General features: G+C 47.5%; 12 protein-coding genes. 2 read left to right on the top strand and 10 right to left on the bottom strand.

The genetic code is table 11. The features are described from left to right. Window positions 1–5: 5 nt before the first annotated feature. The 10 genes from ald to ACFQ0C_RS20265 all read right to left on the bottom strand — a co-directional run bounded on the left by ald (window position 6) and on the right by ACFQ0C_RS20265 (window position 18,716). Window positions 6–1,139, bottom strand: a complete 1,134-nt coding sequence (gene ald / locus ACFQ0C_RS20310; RefSeq protein WP_379368960.1) for an alanine dehydrogenase — start codon at window positions 1,137–1,139, stop codon at window positions 6–8. 115 nt (window positions 1,140–1,254) lie between these two features. Then, window positions 1,255–2,490: a PucR family transcriptional regulator gene (locus tag ACFQ0C_RS20305; protein ID WP_379368958.1), complete on the bottom strand. Its 1,236-nt coding sequence runs from the start codon at window positions 2,488–2,490 to the stop codon at window positions 1,255–1,257. 266 nt (window positions 2,491–2,756) lie between these two features. Continuing rightward, the gene (locus ACFQ0C_RS20300) at window positions 2,757–3,050 is read right to left on the bottom strand and encodes a hypothetical protein (protein ID WP_379368956.1); all 294 of its coding nucleotides are present in this window, start codon (window positions 3,048–3,050) and stop codon (window positions 2,757–2,759) included. 227 nt (window positions 3,051–3,277) lie between these two features. Next, a complete protein-coding gene (locus ACFQ0C_RS20295; protein WP_379368954.1) occupies window positions 3,278–6,175 on the bottom strand; it encodes a GAP1-N2 domain-containing protein in 2,898 nt (965 codons plus the stop codon). Further along, window positions 6,172–7,437 (bottom strand): TRAFAC clade GTPase domain-containing protein, encoded by a 1,266-nt coding sequence (locus ACFQ0C_RS20290; RefSeq protein WP_258216815.1) that lies wholly within the window; start codon window positions 7,435–7,437, stop codon window positions 6,172–6,174. Before ACFQ0C_RS20290 ends, ACFQ0C_RS20295 begins: the two co-directional genes overlap by 4 nt. Window positions 7,438–7,567: 130 nt before the next feature. Then, complete coding sequence (locus tag ACFQ0C_RS20285) at window positions 7,568–8,209, bottom strand: hypothetical protein (protein ID WP_379368952.1); 642 nt, start codon at window positions 8,207–8,209, stop codon at window positions 7,568–7,570. Between the two features lie 18 nt (window positions 8,210–8,227). Beyond that, window positions 8,228–9,532, bottom strand: a complete 1,305-nt coding sequence (locus ACFQ0C_RS20280) for a vWA domain-containing protein (protein WP_379368950.1) — start codon at window positions 9,530–9,532, stop codon at window positions 8,228–8,230. 54 nt (window positions 9,533–9,586) lie between these two features. Next, entirely contained in the window at window positions 9,587–11,938 is a 2,352-nt protein-coding gene (locus ACFQ0C_RS20275) for a hypothetical protein (protein WP_379368948.1), read from the bottom strand. 1,602 nt (window positions 11,939–13,540) lie between these two features. Beyond that, window positions 13,541–16,930: a tubulin-like doman-containing protein gene (locus ACFQ0C_RS20270; protein WP_379368946.1), complete on the bottom strand. Its 3,390-nt coding sequence runs from the start codon at window positions 16,928–16,930 to the stop codon at window positions 13,541–13,543. A 22-nt stretch (window positions 16,931–16,952) separates the two neighbouring features. Further along, window positions 16,953–18,716: a VWA domain-containing protein gene (locus ACFQ0C_RS20265; RefSeq protein WP_379369013.1), complete on the bottom strand. Its 1,764-nt coding sequence runs from the start codon at window positions 18,714–18,716 to the stop codon at window positions 16,953–16,955. Window positions 18,717–18,947: 231 nt separating this feature from the next. Here ACFQ0C_RS20265 and ACFQ0C_RS20260 point away from each other — a divergent pair, with 231 nt between their 5' ends. Both ACFQ0C_RS20260 and ACFQ0C_RS20255 read left to right on the top strand, forming a co-directional pair. Continuing rightward, complete coding sequence (locus ACFQ0C_RS20260) at window positions 18,948–19,100, top strand: hypothetical protein (RefSeq protein ID WP_379368944.1); 153 nt, start codon at window positions 18,948–18,950, stop codon at window positions 19,098–19,100. A gap of 148 nt (window positions 19,101–19,248) precedes the next feature. Continuing rightward, window positions 19,249–20,028, top strand: coding sequence for a hypothetical protein (locus ACFQ0C_RS20255; protein ID WP_379368942.1), 780 nt, complete (start codon window positions 19,249–19,251; stop codon window positions 20,026–20,028). The last annotated feature ends 14 nt before the right edge of the window (window positions 20,029–20,042 follow it).

Here is a 20,042-nt window from a genome sequence, read left to right as displayed (position 1 = left end):
TTGGATTAAGACCTCGAAAATTCTTTCTCCCATGCAAGTTCAACTGGGACATGAGCATAGCCAAGATCTCTTGCCACGGCTTCGTAAGTAATAGAACCGCCAGCAGCATTAACCCCGAGATATAGCGATTTATTGTCCGTAACCGCTTGCTTTACGCCTTTATTGGCGATTTGCAAAGCATAAGGAACGGTAGCATTCGTTAAGGCGAAGGTTGACGTTCTTGGAACCGCTCCAGGCATATTCGCAACAGCATAATGAACAACGCCGTTTTTTTCGTATGTAGGGCTGTCATGGGTCGTAATACGATCCACCGTTTCGATAATGCCGCCTTGATCAATAGCGACATCAACTACAACAGCACCTGGCTGCATCGCTTTAATCATCTCCTCGGTGACCAGCTTTGGAGCTTTGGCACCTGGAATTAGTACGGCTCCGATCACGAGGTCAGCTTCAGCAACCGCTTCGGCAATATTAAATGAATTAGATACTAGCGTATTGATTTGTGCATTGAACATATCATCCAATAAACGAAGACGCTCCGCACTCAAGTCAATAACGGTAACCTCGGCACCAAGCCCTAAAGCAATCTTGGCTGCATTCGTTCCAACAACTCCTCCACCTACAATCGCTACTTTACCGCGCTTCACTCCCGGCACTCCTCCCAGCAGGATTCCTCTGCCTCCATGGGATTTCTCCAGAAATTGAGCGCCGATTTGTGCAGACATACGTCCGGCGACCTCGCTCATTGGTGTCAACAGCGGCAAGGTACGGTTAACTTCTACCGTTTCGTAGGCTATCGCTGTTACGCAGTTTTCCATTAGTGCCTGGGCCAATTCCGGTTCTGCCGCCAAATGCAAATACGTAAACAAGATTAGACCCTGCCGGAAAAAAGCATATTCGGAAGCTAAAGGCTCCTTTACTTTCATCACCATCTCGGCGGCGGACCAAACCTCAGCAGCTTGCTCTAGGACAACGGCTCCTGCTGCCATGTAATCCGCATTCGTAAAACCGCTGCCCATTCCGGCATTGTTTTCGATGTAGACATGATGACCTGCTTTAACAAAGGCAGCAACAGCTGCAGGGGTTATGGCAACGCGGTTTTCATTGTTTTTTATTTCTTTGGGTACTCCGATTATCATGGCAATCGCTCCTTATTGTTGGGACTCTACGCCAAGTATAAGGGCGAATAAACATTTTTTCTTTGTCTGGATACAAGAAAAAAAATCCAGTTGTTTGTGTAATTTCACAAAACCGCTACATGCTCTTAAGCTTCTCAGTTTTTAAATCCAGATAGACGGTCACCTTCTGATCCATATTATTTAAATCGATGCCGCCAATTTCGGAAATTCGTTTTAAGCGGTAGCTTAATGTATTGGCATGGATATGAAGAATCTCCGATACAGCCTTCATATTGCTGTCATGGGACAAATAAGCCTCCAAAGTATGCAGCAGCTCGCTGTTATGTTCGCTGTCATATTGCTTCAGTTTTTTGAGACATTGATTCTCAATGGGATTGATGCGAGCCTCGTCCAAAATCTTCTGTAAAAAACGATAGTAGCCCATGTCTGGATAATAATGGATATTACGTGTTTCTTCCGGAAAGCACCGTTTGATTTGGAGTACCGCTAGCGCTTCCTGATAGCTTCTTTCTACCATAGCGTAATTCTCATATAAAGATCCGATACCTCCATAAACTGGAGAAAAACCGAAGCGTTGTCTCATTTGCTCGATGATATGCTGTAAAGCGACGGAATAATCTTCATTCTTTAACCGCTTCACCGGCGTTGTAGAAAGCAGGATTAACTGATTATGATCAATCGTATGACATACAATCCGCAATCGCTGCGTTGTTGTTAGGATGTATTCGATCTGCTGCTGCATGCTCTCAGTGATTTCAGGTTCGAATTGCAGGACGATGATATGAAAGGATGAAGGAAGATTCATACCTAGCTTGTCCGCCTTTTCCTTGATCACTATGTCTGAATGCAGATGTCCGGTTAAGAGCTGCCAGAAAAAGTCCTGGTAACCCATCTCTTCTTTTCGTTTTTTCAATTGAAGCTGCAGCAGCTTCGTTTTTGCGGCGAGGGCGGCTTTTTTCACCTGCTGTATGGCATTGTCGTCAAGCTGTTTTTGTTCCTCCAATAGCCATATGTACCCGAGAATATCGTTGTTTTTCCGAATCGCTACAGCAAGACGATGTCCAAGTCCAATATCATTTATAGGGGAAACACGAACAGGCTCGTCACTCTCCATTATTTTTTGAATAACGCCATCTCTCCATAAAGTGCTAATCACTTTCTCGGGAACACGACGTCCTATAATCGTTGCAACTCGCACCTGATCGGTATGTGGGTCATGGGAGCTATAGGCGATTAGACGGTGATTGGAATCTTCGATGGTTATAGGGCATTGCAGCACATCACTAATGGTATCAGCGAGCGCCTCCAAACTGTCAAAGCTTCTATCGAAGGGATCTTTTTCATCAGGCATGTTTAAATGACTCCTCAAAAAATAATATAAAGGAACAAAGTTAATAACTTATATGTAATTATACACGGTTCCCATCGAAGAAAAAGACTATCAATATAGTGGATGGTAAAGTAACCGAGGGGCGAGCTCCAGTGTTGGGCGATAACACGTCCATTCTGACAGCTTAACAATCGAAAAATGAGGAAAATGATAGAGGAAGGATCGCCAAAAGAGCCGGCGTTGGTTTGACACGCACCGGCCCGATCGCGTATCATGGGTCGATTCCTTTAACCCAAGCTTGCCGCGGATAACGTGATTAAAAAATCTGACGTAATGTAGCGCTTCTGATTTTTATTAAATTCGTGGATGGGATCATATACAACATGAGGCTGGTTCACATTCCGCAAATCCTCCCATACACAGGTCACTCCCTGTCCGCCCGCTATCATGCCACCGAACATTTTACAGCCTTGGCAAAATTGCTCCTCCTGTTGTTTGTTAAGCTCTACGACTTTATTGCGGAGACAGCAATATATGTGTCCATCCTGATTCTTATAATTGTTGTGAGTAACTAGGTTCATCGTTCCACCCCTTCAGTCTGATATAAAGAATGTAATATTCATTATATAAACCAATTGTTAAATGTATGAACCCGTTTTGTTAAAATCCTGTATATTTGGGCAGCCGCCTCGGATAATGATAGCTTTCTTGCAAAAGTGGCCTATTAAAAATCCAACATTTTAAAAAAAAGAGCCCGTTTTCCTAGTTAGATAGGATCACCGGCTCTTAATTTGCTATATTTTGATTGTCAGCGAGCTGGAGCAGGCTCCATTTTGATTTTTTTCACAATCGGCTCGCTCATTTTACCCTGCTTGTTGCCGGCTTTGATTTCTATCAAGTTTTCCCCCGGCGTAAGGCTGACTGCTTTACTCGCACTGCTTTGTCCGACAGCTTGTCCGTTAATATATAAAGTCGGGCTAGGATCGTTCCTGTCGAGAGCTGTTATTTTAACCGTAATGCTATTGTTTCGTGTAGTCTCAGGCAAGGCCTCCACAGTTACAATCGGAGTCGGTGAGCTGAAGGAAACCTTTTTCTTCACAACCTCAGATGCTTTGCCGCCGCGGTTCACCGCCTTGAATTCGAACGTATTGTCCCCGTCAAGCAGGTCCAAGTTTTTGGTAACTTTTCCATTCCCTTCTAACTGCCCATTTACATATAGTGACACAGTGGGATCTTCACCCTTTGCACTCACCGTTACCGTAATTACAGCTTCTTTGGAAATCGCAGGAATCTCGTCGATTAGGATAGCTGGTGCCGGACCTATTGCGGCCAGCCCTATTCCTATAGGATTGCGGAAAATAATGATAAGTATAATGAGCGGCAAAATAATTAATCCAAGCCGAGTCAGCCTTCGTCTATTTTTAACAACAAAACGAATTAGCTTACCGGCCTGCCGAAGCTTGATAGCTTTATACAAAGCAACAAATGACTCGTTGGAGGTTGCAAGCAGCTTCAATCGAATCTCCTTATCACGGAAAGCTCTGGGAGCATTCATATCGAAGAATTTGCTTACTGCCGCCTTGTAATTAGCATCGATCTCCTGCTTCATGTTTAGAAACCGCTGATCATTGGCAGACCACACGAGAAAATCATAGATCGTTTCCGTGCCCCTGGTTGCCTCTGCGATATATTGGAGCAAACCGTAATAATCGAACTCCGCCACATAACCGGAGCCGTTACTTGAACCAGGCTGGTAAAATGCATAAACAATTTTACTGAAATGCTCGGATGCAATGCGCATGCCTAACAGCTTTTTCAGCGATTGCTGTACTCTTTCCAAGTCGAGAGGCCCAAAAAAGTCGAATGCCTTCCTGAGCTCGGAATCTTCCTTCTCATTCACCTTCAGTACCCTATAGATGGTAGCAAGCAGCTGCAGGTTCAGCTTTTGGCTTTTGTCCAAATGGCTGTTCAGCTCCTGATCGACTAACTCCAGCATGAAGCTGAGCTGCATCATATCTTCATACTCCAGATCGGTTATCTTCAGTCCATCAAGCAGCAGCAGCTTGATTTCCAGCTTCAGCTGGCCGCAGAAATCTTCGTATTGACGCCTCTCTTGCCGCTCAGGCAGCTCCTCGAAATAGCGGTACAAGCTGCTCGCAGCTTCGATTCGCTTGCGCAGGCTGTCGGTTTGCAGCAGACGCTTCACCTTTTTCAGCACTTCATTGGCAAAAAAACGCTGCTGAACCATACTCTCGCTCTGCTGTATCCAGAACCGGATTTCCTCCAGCAGCGCTTTGACTGTGCCCGCCTTGCCCATTCGGTATGCGATGTAGCTTTCAGCCGTCCCCGATTGCTGGTTATACAGCTCCTTCATGACCAAATCGAACATGGACGACTTTCCTAGCAGCTGGTCGAAAATCGGGGCTGCGTTCTCGATGCCGTCCTCCGTCTTTTTAGCTACCCGGCTGATGAAGATAACGAAGCAGCGTGCCAGCAGAGTCTTGACTCCCTCATCGGCAAACCCGTAATAGTGCAGCAAATATTTGATATAATCAGCCGTCGGCAGACTGTCGCTATCCCTTGCTTCCTTTCCTAACAGGCGGATAAACAGCTCGTTCAGCCGGCGCTTTTGCCGGACCGTATCTGCGTTCACGTAAGTTACAATGCTCTGCATTATTTCCGCTCGGTTGGCCTCATAGAGCGCCTCATTGCCCTGCTCGACTTCGTATAAGGCTTGAAGCTGAACATAGGTCTGCACATTAAGAGCAGCAGCTTTATCCAGCCCCTGCAGCGCTTCCTCGCAAAATCCAAACAGCTGCTCCAGCTGTTCCGAATCATTCCGCTTGTTCCAAATAAAAGAAAGGTAAGAGTGCTCTTGTCCCGGAAGGTCCGTATTTACAAAACGTTTGCTTGGAAAATCAAATATGTATTCCTTCTCCATGTTACGGTCGGGCAGTCTAATGCTTCCCTTTTCCACAAAAATCACATGAAGATGCTGCTTCCCTTCCGGCTCGCTGTTGAAGGTCATGAAGCCAAGCTGGCTCCGGATGGCGTACGGAAGGCAGCGGTAGACAATTTCCAGCAGCTTTTTGGCTGATTCGGCCGTCTCTGCAATATCCTCATCAAGCGCGATATACACCTTCTTCTTGCTTGTAACTGATGACATTACGGCATAAATCAACTGCTGAAATCTTGTTTGATCGATACCCAGCTTCGTCAATAGCCGCTCTTGCTCCACTGCTTCCACGGGTGCGGTCCCGTAGCTGATACCGTCCAGCTCCGGCAGTGACTTGCCATTGCGGATATCATAGGAGCTTTCGAAGCTGCGAATCCGGAACAGACGCTGAGGATCACGAAGAAATTCGTCCTTGCGCTCATTAGGCACAATAAACTGATGCGTGAACGAGGCGCTGCGCTGCCCTGTGAAATCAGTGCCTATATAGACACTGCGCCCTATCACCATATCGCCGTTCTCAGCATGGAACACAACCATAGACTCAGGATAGAGGGAGCTATCTTCCTCCGCCCGTCCCAACAGCTCCTTGGGAGCCTTGTAAACGCAATAAGGATGCAGCGTGTTTTTTATAAAAGTATTGTCCAAGCCTTCCGATTTGGCAACGGTATCGAAACCTTCGCTAGTACGGAAAATACCCTCCCGGTCACGTGTGAAATATTGCTGCTGGATGGGTTTCCTTTGCTCTATCACGTCGCATCTCTCCTAGCAACATAATCAAGCTGGTACAGCAGCCAAATGAACGGCTCATCGACCCGGATCGGGTTAATGACACCCTCAATTTGCTTGTTGACCGGGTTTGCGCCCAGCGCAGATACAGCGAAAAACGCCGTATTTTTGAAATAAACATCAATCGCGTCCTTGAACGGTCTGTCTACCTTCTCGATAAAACGACCTATTTCCCCATTGATGTTCTCAAATTCTGTATGATTCAAAAATCCCTTATGCACCACATTGCGGAACACATTGCTGTTAGGACGTATATATTCGCTATCCTCTTCCATTAAATACTTCAGCATATCGCTTTTGGTCAGCACAATAGCGGTTGGAATGTCTGTTTTACTATTTTGCTGATGGGCAATGAAGTTTTCGAACAAGCTGATTACAACCTCGCGAGGCTCGTCATAGCGATTAGCGAACTCTCCCTCTTCCTCCCCAATTTGAATGCGGGCCTTATCGCGGATACTGCGGATTTGAAGGGGATCGACCAGAAATAGAATGCCAGACGAATTTTTAATATGCGATGCATAAATGTCCAAATATTCCCGCTCCACCATACCTTCACCGGCAACATCGAAGAAAACCAGCGTCAAGGGAGCCTCCCGTTCATCCTTAAACACAAATTGAAAAATAAACGGCTCCTGCTGCTCATTCGGATTCGTTGACTGCAGCATACTGCCTCTCTCAAAAATCGGCTCGTGGTAATTTTGCCGAAACTTCCTGCTAATTTCAGCGCTAAGCGGCATGCAGGCTGCGTTGAAATTGGAAGCTGTCGTATTCTGCAGAGTATGGATAAGCGACGTCATATAGACGGATTTGCCCACCTGTGAGGCTCCGACAATAGAGATGATATTGCTGGGCACCTTGCCTGACGAAATCGGCAGCTCGTTATGGCAGTTAGGGCAAAGCCTCCTATTCGTCGTTTCCCCATACAGGTCCGTGACGGCCACGAGCACATTTTGCATGTACTTCTTGTTCTCATCAGGTATGGTATGCGGATCGATCACCGCTTCCATATCCACCTGCGACAGGTTAAACTTTCGCCGCCAATCGCTTAGCTTGCGGTCCTCCTGCAGCATGAAATCATCATCGTTATCCTTGACGTGACTAGCCCTGAATACCACATCATCCGGCTCGAATTTACTGAAGCAGTACGGGCATACAATGCTGTAATAGGGAGGTCTTTCCTTTACAGGCGGCTTCTTATCAAACATCTTCTTGAGAAAATCCAACATGCTTATCCCTCCTTTTGCTCTGGCAACACTTGCTTTGCTTCGCTCAATCTCGACAAACGCGCTCTTCCCCCAAGGAAGGCGCAATGTTAATTCATGGTAAGCAACAGCTCGAGTTTTACGTCTGCAAAAACTATTCAGGTATTAAATCATAAAGCTCTCCGAAGGCCTTCCCGTCGGTAAAAAACAGCCGGATATAGTCATTTTTGCCCACTTCCACTTCCGGCAGTACATGACGGCCCGAAGCGAAGTCACTCATAAATGGATAGGCAATCCCATCCTCCTTATTTGCAGGCGGCGAGCCTTCCTTCTTCACGTAGCAAAGCGCTTCTTTGGACACCGAAATCTCGCAAAAAAGCTGAATTCGCACCGTTTTATATTTGCTGAACCAAGAATGGCTGTATTTGATATTGTAGCGAATCTTCGCCTTCCCACCGCTCACGCGTGCATAATTTTCAGCATCCGCTTGCTTGAGGGGCCTCAGCTTGCCAGCTTGCATGAGACATGGGAATATGCGATAGCCTTGTACACCCAAATATTCAATGCGCTCCCGGTAGCCTGACCTTGCTTTGTATTCCTCCCGGGTAAATAGCTTCAGCTGCTTAGGCTCCAGCAAGTCCGGCGGCTGCTCTGCTCCATCAGGAAAGCTGTATACGTATACGGAATCCACACCCCTCGGCCATGCCCAGGTCACGGTGCATTCACCGTTCTGGATGTAGCAGGCTGTTTGCTTAATCCGATATGGCTCCTCGAGCTCCTCCCATTGCAAGAACATTCACCTCCGTTTCCTTACTCATCGAAACTGCTTGCGAACCGGCAAGGCATCCTTGCCTCTTCCACGGCTCTCTCCTTGCTCCAGCTGGCTGCGCCGCGTACCGCCGCCACCGCGGCGTAATCCAACTCCTGATCCTGCGTTCGAATCACCCACTGCGACGAGCAGTGTGGAGAGCGATAGCACGAACGCCAGTACCATGTCGGCAAAGCCGCGTACAAGGAATGGCGCCGCTGAGCCCTGCAGCCCGGTTTCGAGCAGGATACCGGCGATGAGGCCCGCCACTGCTCCACCGATGGCGAAGCTTTTGGCTAAATAGCGGTTGTCGAAGACGACACCAAGCGATAGCCCCAGCAAAGCACCGATTAGCAGAATCAGCGCAACACGCAGCAGACCGCGATATTCATTGGACGCTGCCGTGTCCACTCGCTCGTTCATTAAGTGCCAACGCTTTCCATTTTGGTATATTTGGTCAAAAGCACCCGTAATCCCCTCGACCCGCTTCACATCATGGAACGTGCCTCCTGTTTCGACGGCAATGCTTTGTAAAAGCTGGATGCCCTCCTTCTCCGTTGAATCAATTCCGATTGTATGAACCTGCGTCTGCTGCAGTCGGTAAGGAGCCAGTACCTTCGCTTTATCCACCTCGCTAAAACCATCGGAAATGAGAATTACAGCGGCTCTGCGGTTAGGAATACGCTCCTTCTCCATATGCTCCATAGCCTCAGTCAATGCCCTGCCTATATCAGTGCGTCCCACAGGCGCTCCAATTGTATTCAGCTTAGCGGCAATTTGCTCCCGTGTCCCTGCATCCTTCAGCTGCGTCAACGGATATATCTGACTGGGCTGCTCATTAAATGTGTAGATCGCGACCCGTTTGCGGTCATCCAATTTGCGGATCAAAGCTTGAGCGGCTTGAATGCTCTGCTTCTCGGGATCCGTGGTTTTCATACTCTCCGACATATCGATGAGCAGCACATAATCTTGAGGCTTATCCCGATTGCCCAGCTGAAGTCCATAAATAAATTGGAACAACACTCCCGCGGCGAACAGCAGTAGAAGCGTAGCTGGAACAAGAAGCTTCCAACCATCGCGAGCATAGCGCAGCCTCCAGCTTCTCCCGTTCAGCTGAGGTGAGATGACTTCAGCCAACAAGCAGCATAGACCTACAACAAGAGCAAATTGGCCGAAGTATAAACCCATCAGCAGCGTTTCATGCATCGTGCCTTCCCATTCAGCAAGCATGATTTCTCCTATAATAAAGCCAATAAATCCGCCAATAACGCTCCATACGGTTAGCAGTCCATTCCATTTGCGCTGTTTCACCGGCCATGCCCCCTTTTTTTCAAGCAACTCTCTATCTTCCTTTATATCCTTTTGCTATATATCCATGCTGTGAAAGCTGTATCCATTCTGAACATACGTATCATAATATCGTTTGCCATTCCGGTAATACATTAGATCCTCGATCCGGAAGCCGCCCATTACATTAAGCTTCTCAATCCCGCTTCGCTTCATTTCCTGTACACAGCCAAGCTTGTAAGTCCTGCTGCCCTGATCGACAGCGAATGCATAACGAATAAATTCACTGTCAAAATCGCCAAAGAAATATTTTTCAACATAACGGTGCTTATGCGTTGAGTTATATACATCAGCCCGGATTGCAGCTTCATTCTCCAAGGTACTGTACAAATCACGGAACAGATCCTCCTTCGAAAGGACCTCGCGATTCTCATAGCCGGCCGTCACATTTGCGCGCTCCAACAGCTCATCCTCGAACGTTTGGTTAAACAAGGGATGATTGAACACTTCCTTGCGAGTCATCTCCATCAACCGCTGAAGCACATGCTCTTCCCCTTCTGCAAGCATCAGTGAAATGTTCCCCATCTGCCGTTCGTCAAAATAAAACTGTACATCACGGCGGCCCTCCAGCTCTGTCAAAATCTCCTGCACCGCGTGACCATAATATTCATTAATATTACGGCCCAAGTAATCGCTGGTCACCGAAATACTGCCCCGGCTTGCTTCGTGCAAAGTTTTTTCCAATTGGCGGAACCGCTCCACGAATGGCTGAGCCCTGTCATGCAGCTCCTCCAGTTCCTGAAGATATGCATTCAAAAGCCGCAGCTTCATTTCAAGCAGCAGCAGCTCGACCTTCATCCCATACACAAGCTCCAGAAAAGGACGTGTCATGCCTTTGACCGAGGCTTTGTTCGTGAATCGGTCCCATAAAGACATTTTCGCAAAAGACTGCTGCTCTATCCGCTCCGCATACACTTGATCCAGCTCAGCTCTGCCTTGCTCCAGCAGCTTGGCCGTTTCCTTCGCCTTCTCGCGAATTCCATTGATCAGACTGCCGCTTTCTTCATATGAGGTCCATAAGGAGGCGCTGTAATATCCGTAAAGCGAATTTCGGATGACCTTGCTTTCCAATCGCGTCTTCAACCGTCCGGCAAAATTGCTCTCCACAAAACCTTTTTCCAATCCTCGAACTACATTCGTTTCAAAAAAGGTCTGCGCATTACCTCCATATAAGGCAGACTCCGCTTGTCGCAAGGTTAATGTCATTAATTCAGCGTATGAAATTTTACTATGTAAAAGACTGAACATCCCTTCCACAGCCTTCTGTGGATCAGGCAGCAGCGACTGAATGTCACGATCCCAGTAATGAAGTTCCAGCTCTAACATTTCCTGAATGCTTCCGCGATCCATTCTCGCGTTCTCCTGCATCCGCTCTATGAGGCGGTGGTAAACATGATAAAGCACGGTCAAAGCAACCGGCTGACTGGGTCTTGTAATTTTAGAAAAGCCTGCCGATGCATAGCTGCGGCCATCGCCGTCAGAAGGAGTGGCATTCTGCTTAAAATGCTGGTTATTGTATACTGCGTGCTGCGGATCGAGCTCGTTGTTCGATTTGCGGTTTTTGAGCAGATTGAGATTGCAGATGGCTTCGTAATTGCCCTGCATCCCATTCTCGGCAAAAATACCGCGTTCATCCTTGTCGCTTAACAAGTAAACCATATCAAATAATGGGGATGGGGAGTGCGCGGCAGGAAGTGATACACCCTCCCCGGTCAACTGCAGCATCCCCTCAAATGTGTAATCCCTGCCTTGGTACATATCCAGTTCACGAAGGAAGCTGACGCCTAGAGAGGATTGAAAAGCGAAAGCATCACCTACCGCCTTCTCCTCCAATAAACCGTACAAATCCAATACAACGGAGCGGAATTGCTCTCCGAAGATCGTCTCCATCAGCACGGCTATTTCCGGCAGCAGCACATTAAAGGGATCGTCGAGCCGTGTGACAATCGCAATATTCAAGCGCTGCAGATGCGTGTACATCCGCCCGAATTCAGCTATGCGGCTGTTCATTCGCCGCAACGTCACATTCAGCTCCAGCCGCTTCGCTTCATCCGCATAAAATTGCTCCCGGATCGATGGGCGCAAGGTTTGCTTGCTTTCCGCAGATGCGGGCAAGCTCCAGCCATACACGTTATCAAGTGGCGCAGTCTGCTTGGTTCCAAGCTGAAGATAAACCACACCCGCAGAATTATTCCACTTTGTCCTGTTTAAGCTATGCACAGCCTCCAGAGCATCAGCTGAGTGATCACCAAGAAACACAAAAACGACAGGATGATTGATGCTGCGCATCTCATCCCCATCATTGCCCATGCTGTCAATCTGCATGGCATATCGTTTGGAAAAGGAATCCAATTCCCCTTTAATATTCATCCTTTTTCCCTGCCTTTCTTAATTACACCCCTGCCCTCAAGCTTTTACCCTCCCAAACCCTCCCTACAGGGAGGGCCCCAAGGGCTCTGCCCTCTGGACACCCTCGAAGGGCTTGGTGGGGGAGCTCTGTTTGAGCCGTCTTGTATCTATTGTGCTTTCAGCGCTACCGTCCCTGCGGGACACGCTTAACTTTGTCTTTACCTTATCTTTACCCTCCCAAACCCTCCCTACAGGGAGGGCCCCAAGGGCTTTGCCCTCTGGACACCCTCGAAGGGCTTGGTGGGAGAGCTCTGTTTGAGCCGTCTTGTACCTAGTGTGCTTTCAGCGCTACCGTCCCTGCGGGACACGCTCAACCATGTTTTTACCTTATCTTTACCCTCCAAAACCCTCCCTATAGGGAGGGCCCCAAGGGCTTTGCCCTCTGGACACCCTCGAAGGGCCTGGTGGGGGAGCTCTGTTTGAGCCGCCTTGTTATCTATTGTGCTTTCAGCGCTACCGTCCCTGCGGGACACGCTTTACCTTGTCTTTACCCTCCCAAACCATCCCTACAGGGAGGGCTCCAAGGGCTCTGCCCTCTGGACACCCTCGAAGGGCTAGGTAGGGGAGCTCTATTTGGGCTTCCTTGTATCTATTGTGCTATTTACCCTCCCAAACCCTCCCTACAGGGAGGGCCCCAAGGGCTCTGCCCTCTGGACACCCTCGAAGGGCTTGGTGGGGGAGCTCTGTTTGAGCTGTCTTGTATCTATTGTGCTTTCAGCGCTATCGTCCCTGCGGGACACGCTTAACCATGTTTTTACCTTGTCCTTACCCTTCCAAACCCTCCCTACAGGGAGGGCTCCAAGGGCTCTGCCCTCTGGACACCCTCGAAGAGCTTGGTGGGAGAGCTCTGTTTGAGCTGCTTTGTATCTATTGTGCTTTCAGCGCTACCGTCCCTGTGGGACACGCTTAACTTCACCGCTCCTAATGAGTGATCAAAGTAAAATGGCACATAAGGTACTTATTCAACTGAGTCTAAGGGATAATAACCATAAGAAATCCCAAACCACTTCACTCCCTGAGTCTAAGGGATAGTGACCATAAGCAATCCCAAACACTTCACTCCCTGAGTCTAAGGGATAGTGTCCATAAGCAATCCCAAACACTTCACTTCCTGAGTCTAAGGGATAGTGACCATAAGCAATCCCAAATCATTTACTCCCTGAGCCTATGGGATAGTGACCGTAAGCAATCCCAAAACAATTCTCAACCTGAGTCTAAGGGATAGTGACCATAAGCAACCCCATATCATTTACTCCCTGAGTCTAAGGGATAGTGACCATAAGCAATCCCAAATCATTTACTCCCTGAGCCTATAGGATAGTAACCATAAGCGATCCAAAACAATTCTCACCCTGAACCTAAGGGATAGTGACCATAAACAATCCCAAACACTTCACTCCCTGAGTCTAAGGGATAGTAACCATAAACGACCCTAAACACTTAACGCCCTGAGTCTAAGGGATAGCACTCATAAGAACTCAAAAGTACTATCCAATTCAACGACCACAGTAGACCGACAAAATCATCGTCCAACTAACAGCAGCAGACCATAGGGTAAAACATTTATTTCAGGCTTCTAACCATATCGCTGACTTTGGTGGAGATTTGCTTGTAGAATTGGTACATTTCTTCACCATCCGCAAGCTCGGCACGGTCATAGTCGAGTGCCGTTTTCGACTCTTGATAGGAGCCCGCCATGTCACGCAGCAAGGAGACCAAGCTGCCGATATCCTCTGATGCAGTCAACTGCTGGCTACGTTTCGCAGCTTTGCGCTGCAGGATGCTCTGGCGCTTCTCATCCAAGCCGCGGAGCTTGGTATAAATTTCGTACTCCACAAATTTGTTAACTTGCATCAGGTTGATGAAAGGCTCCCACGGATCTTCTTCAGCATCATGGTCATACACGTAAAGTGCGCCTTTCTTCGTAATAACCCCGGTATACATAGCTTCGATAAAGTTTGCAATCAGCTTCTCTTCGTCCTTATAGGCATTAAGCAGCTTCTCAAACTCAGCTATCTTATCGGCGATTCGATCGTATTTGCGAAGCTCCTCTTTGACCAGCCTCAACAGCTCTGGCGAGCGGATCAAATTTTCCTTAGCCATATCCAAATTTACACTGCCAAAAATATCCTTGCGGCTCTCAGCTTCCAGCCCTTCAGCCATATAACGCTTTAAGTCGCCGACACAGCGCTGTAGCTCACCGAGATTAGGCTTCGAAGCCGATAGCTGAAGAGAGTAAGCTTCCAGCCAGCGATTCAGATCGAAAGACTTCGTAAATAAGCATTCGTAACGGTTAATCGTACCGCTGTCCTCGCCTTTTTCACGAATAACACGCAGCGCGAGTGCCCTCTCGAAGGAGAAACGCACCTCGGCATTATATTTTTTGACCCGATTATTCTCGTAAGTGTCTCCCCAGGATTTCTCTGGGATTGGAGACGGCAAATACGTCCAGTTCACCTTATCTGTTTGGACCAGATGGCGGCCAATGCCTTCGGGCTCAAGAATCGTTCTTTCATAGCTTTCTTCATATACCTTCATCGGCGTGTACAGGAACAGCGGAATGCCGTTCTGTGTGTTCAGCCAGAAAATACGGTTTTTGACTTCACTTTCCTTAATCGTAAACCTTGAATTAGCAATCGCATTATCCTGGAAATTTCGGATACCTTTAAAAATGTTCGGCGCTTTTACAGGTACAGATACAAACCCCCACGAAGGGAAGTTAAAATTACCCGAGCTGTTGCTCAGATGGAAGACCGGCTTGGCTTCCTCATACAGACGTCCCGATATTTTGGACTCAACCAGCTTTTCGATTGAATCCTCATGACCATATTTAATAACCAAATATTCTTCCATCGACTTCGTAATTAAATCACCAAAATGATCGGTCAGAAACTCGGAGATCGAGCTGATGACGTCCACTTCCTGCTCTTTAATCCATTGATTCGATTTAATGAGCATTTCATTCGTGAAATCCCGGATCAGATCATTCACATTTTTCTCATTGGTTACATCTCCAACTAATTTGGCAATGTCCGGAACACTGACAACGTTCCAATAATAGGTGCGGTTGCCCTTATGATCTACTTCCTCTGCGCCGTTGGCCAGAATTCGGCCGTTCTTCTCGAATATTTTATTAAGCTCGCTTAGCAGCTCGGAAAATACCTGATAAATGCGCGAATTTTCATCATTGATCAAAGTATATAAATCCTCATAAAACTCAACCATTTGCTCCATTCGCTCACGGTCGGCATGCAGCAGAAATTCCTGAATTTTGGCCTCGATGTAGGCATCCTTTTTCTTATCCTTGGAGATAAAGGCGCTGCGAGCCTCGGTCATTTTTTGCAATGATTGCTCTTCAGCAGACTCAATATCGCGCGGGATGCGGTAGATGCTTTCTTTTAAAGCCTCAATATAAGAAGAAATCAGCTTAAGAAGACAAAAGCCTTTATCCTGCAAAATAATACGAGAAACGTAGAACGGCCCCTGTTCAGGATTGCGGAACATTTTGGTAATCTGCTCGGTGAAGCCTTCTTTCAGCTGCCCTGGAAGCTGCCTCCGGCTTTTAATGTATTCCTCGCGCGCTCGCGACAGGAAGCTCTGCTCCAGCTCGGTATCAATGTTAACCACCTGCTGTTTAATCACATTGCTGTAGCTCATTCGCTCGCTGTTCTGGTAGCCGGGAATCGGCTCGGGAACCCGTTTGCCAAATTCACGATGCACAGAGTCAGGGTCGATGCCCAGCTTATGCGCCAGCTTCTCCACATCCTCTTGGGACGGGCCAGCATCGAACATTTTCTCCATCCGCTTGAACACCTTAAAAGCCAAATATGTCGTCATTTCTTCAATCGGCAGCACGGCAGAGGACGCACCCAGGATGTTGTATTGGTAATTGGCCGCATAGGTTTTGGGCATTTGGTTAATGTTCGTACGAATGTTGCTTATATAGTCATGAATGGCAAATTCCTCGCCGGACTGCTTGTCCTCGCTTGCCATGAAGTTCGTAATATTTTCGGCCGTCACGTTCATGCAATAATCGTATGCATTTTCGAGCAGCTTGCCTTCCAAGTTCGTAGCCGAAATGAGATGGGCCAGATTGAACGGCGGCATAGGCGAGTTCACATTCAAAATATTGGCATATTGCTGCTTAAACCGCTCATTCCGCTCATCCACGTTCATCCAGTAATCTAATTCCTTCATAGCAGCATAGCCATTCTTACGGATATATTCGCGTGAATGTTCGGTCAAGCTCTTATTGGCCAGATTCACATCCGGTGTAAAAAGATAACCGAGCACATTCACCTTATCTACGCCAGCAGAGCCATAATCGCGCTCGATAATGCCTCTGACGATATAAGAAATATCGAGGAAACAGCCGCTTCCAGTTCCACCGGACAGACCCGTCAGCAGAAACACCATCAGCTTCTTGTTCGTTCCGACGGATAATGACTTGATCTTCCGTTCTATCGTCTGCACGACCTGCACGATCTTCGTGAATAACAGCAAGCGGCCTGCCTGCCGTACACCTGAAGCTCCGTTAATCCCGTCCGTAATCGTCAACTCAGGAGATAGCCACTCCCTAATATACGGCTCCAAAATGCTGCGGTTCTGCAGCACACTGCCGATCTCGGCATTAGACAACAGCACGAATTCAGTCAACGGATCAAGACCGATCCCTTTGTATTTCTTATTCCGGTCATGCTCATTGGTTTCCAAAGCGAGAAACTCGACATTATTCGGCTTCTCTTTCTTTTTCTTCGTAAAGGGATCCTCAGGAAGCTTAAATCTGCGATTAATCTGATATTTAAGGCGTAGAAGCGCATCGATTCCGGTACCGCCAAGACCAATGACGAGCATCGGGTTGTCGATCGTATCTACGCGAATCTTATCACTAATAATGCCACCGCCCAAAGACACGTCCAGCTGTTGAATATGCTCTCTTACAACTGCTTTCATAAGGTTGCCTCCTGCATTCAAATTATTTCAAATATTCTACAGTTACGGATTTATTTACGTTTTGAAGCGAAATTTTGATTCGGTCGTTATTCTTAAGCTCCTTGCCCTGCACGGCATCAAACACACGGCCGCCTTTTTCAATGATGCAGCTGGATTGATTGTACAGAACGATTGTATCTCCGGGGCCGGGCTTAAAAATAATCTGCTTCGTCTCAGCAAACTCAGGCGCCAGCTGCAGCAATTGATGCAAATCAACCTTACCCTTGAATGTGTTCAGTTTCCGGTATTGCGGGCTCGTCCGATCCCCTGTGTCCTCATCCTTCACTTCCACAACCATTTGCCCAAAAAAGCCTTTATTGGCCTTTTTCCACATGGATAGTGCGAACAATGCTGCCGCAATCAGCAGCACCAATGCCCCACCGATCCATGCAATCGGAGTGATTAGTGTAGCGCTGCTCCCTTCGGCTGGTGTGGTGCTTGGAGCAGTCGGCGCAGGCGCTGCTCCTGCCTTTTTCGCTGAAATGGATGCCGGCTGCGATTCGCGCACGAAATTCGCATCCTCCACCTTCACTTTCACTTCATAGTCATGCGCTTCAGCCACCTTCATTGTACCTTCAAAGCCCTGTGCTGCCGTGGTGAGCGGAACTTCTGAAGTTTTCTTCGTATCGAGATCGGTTATGAGCAGCGTTGCCTTCGCATTTTTATATAAACTGGCATCCGTTGCCTTCTGCCCGTTAGCTTGAAGATAGGCTTTAACCGGCACAGTATCCCCGGGCTTATATGATATAGACGATGAAAGTTCCATCGACACCTGCACATCGTAGTTATAAATTAAATTAATATCGATTTTTTCTTTCGGAACACCTTTAATTCTAAGCTTCCAATCCCCTTGCGCCGGGCTCAAAAGCTTAATTAACGTATAGGCAGAGGAGGACGAAAATACAATTTTATCAGACGGAATCGTCTGCTCCTGGCCAGCCGGATTAACCAGCTTTACTTCTACCGGTTTGGAGGACATAATCGAAATATTAGCCTCCAGTACACTCGCATTCGGGATATTCACCGTCACGTCCTGGAAATCGCCATTCGCGGTAAACCCAGTTAAAGGCACAACCTTCAGCTTCAAATGGCTCGCATAAATCTCACTCAAGATTTTCGGCAAATTGTCCGCTGTGCTTGTAATAAACAGCTTGCCCCCGGTCTCGTTCGAGATCCGCTCAAGCGCATCCTTGTTCAACTTTCCATCCGCGTTCAAGCCGATCGTGTATATGGGGATGTTCTTTTCCTTCGCCTTTTTCACAGCCTGATTGAGCATCTGATCGGACTGTTCCTGAGTCTTGCCGGTGTTTAACGAATTGTTGCCATCCGTCAGAAGGACAATAAGCGGCACATGGCCTGCCTCTCCCCCGCCGGATTCCAATATTTTTACAGCTTCGTTGACCCCCACTGCAACATCTGTATAGGGTCCTCTCGTCAATTGGTCTATAAATGATTTGAGATTCTGCTTATCCTGCGCACTATTGATTTTAAGCAGCGCCTTTTCCCGCAAAATCTGATCGGTATAAGCGACCACACCTACTTTATCTCCTTGTACCGAAGCCATGTCGATAAACATTTTCATCGCTTCATAGCTTACTTTGTTAACATCGCTTTCGTTCATCGAGCTGCTGACATCTACAGAAAGCACAGCATCAATTTTGGTATCACCGGCAGCAGGAGCGGCAAATGCACTGAACGGCAGGCTGATAAGCAGACTAAGTACAGCTGCGGCTAGGGTTATTATCATTTTATTTGTCTTCACGGGTTAATCCTCCGAATTCATCGATAACCGGATTGTCGAACCGGTGGTCTGGTTTTGTAGGTATTTGGTAAATGTGGTTGTAAAATAGAATTCTTTCTACTTCTCATATTAATCTTTTAACACGTAAAATTCCACTGCTCCCGCTCTTATGATATTCTTATCATGATTTAATAGTTTCATAACACGGTTCTTAACGCATCTAATAGGAGGATTGAAATGCTGACTTATTGCCTGCTGGCTTTAGCCGCTATTTATATCCTGAACCGCTGGGTTCAATTTAATAAAATCAGACGGAGCGCAGTCTCCCTTGAAAGCATTGACACCGATATGCAAAGCCGATTGAACGGCGGTGAGCACCCTGGCAAATAAGATTGCAGCCCACTTTCGCAAAAGTCGACCAACCAGCCACATCTTTCAACGTTTGAAACAGTGTAAAAGTTGCGGCAATTACTCCACCCTGTGGGAAGAGTATTGTCTGCAGTGTGGTGCAGAAGGCAAATTTCTTGATCTTCAGTCAGTGACCCGATCCATCCTGCAACGCAATAAGCAAAGGGACGTATTGATTGTCAGCACGGTAAGCCTTGCTGCTTGTGTTTTTGCCCGCAGCTTTATGGAGATGGCCATCTCGCTGCTTGCAGGCGCTGCGCTTATAGTCGCCTACTTCCTGATCCGCAGGCCGTATGCTCCCTACTTGGAGACGCAGACTATACAAAACCTGCTGCAGTACGAAAATCTCGCCATACGCGAAGGCTTGCTTCGCGACACCGAAGACGCCGCAAAGGATTTGAAGTCAGATGATTTCAAGCTCGCCTACGAGAAGCTAAGGGAAATCGGCTATTTAATCAGCGGCAATCAGGTGAAGGTTCTAAAGCTTATGTGCTTGAATCATTTTGTACTGCGTAAGGACATGGATCTTGAGTTAAGCACACTCGTCCCTGATGCATTTGATCCGGATTTTATCCGCTATTTATTTGAAGTGAGTAAGGTGAGCCCGGAGCTGGTTAAGCGTAATGTTATCGACTATACCTTCAAGCACCGAGAGGAAATCGAGGCATTAGCGGGTGGCCGGGCTGTAATCGGTCAGGTGGTGACCGCAGCGCTGCGTGTAAATGCATATGTCATTCAATATGAGCAGATGATTGCCGATTTTGTAGATGAGCTGCCGCGAGAGAGGTTGATCAGGCTATGTCGCTTGGTCGCGGACCGTCCAGATTCCTTTCCCGTGCTATACCCGAAGGTGAAGGAAACGGTGAAGTTGAAATATGAAGCAGACCCGGAGCTTCAAGGAATATTATAAGGTTAAGCGATAGC

This window comes from Paenibacillus sp. GCM10027630 (genome assembly GCF_042676305.1).
Classification (GTDB): domain Bacteria; phylum Bacillota; class Bacilli; order Paenibacillales; family NBRC-103111; genus Paenibacillus_S.
The sequence above is the reverse complement of the archived record's forward strand: the minus strand, read 5'-3'. Positions and strand labels throughout refer to the sequence as shown.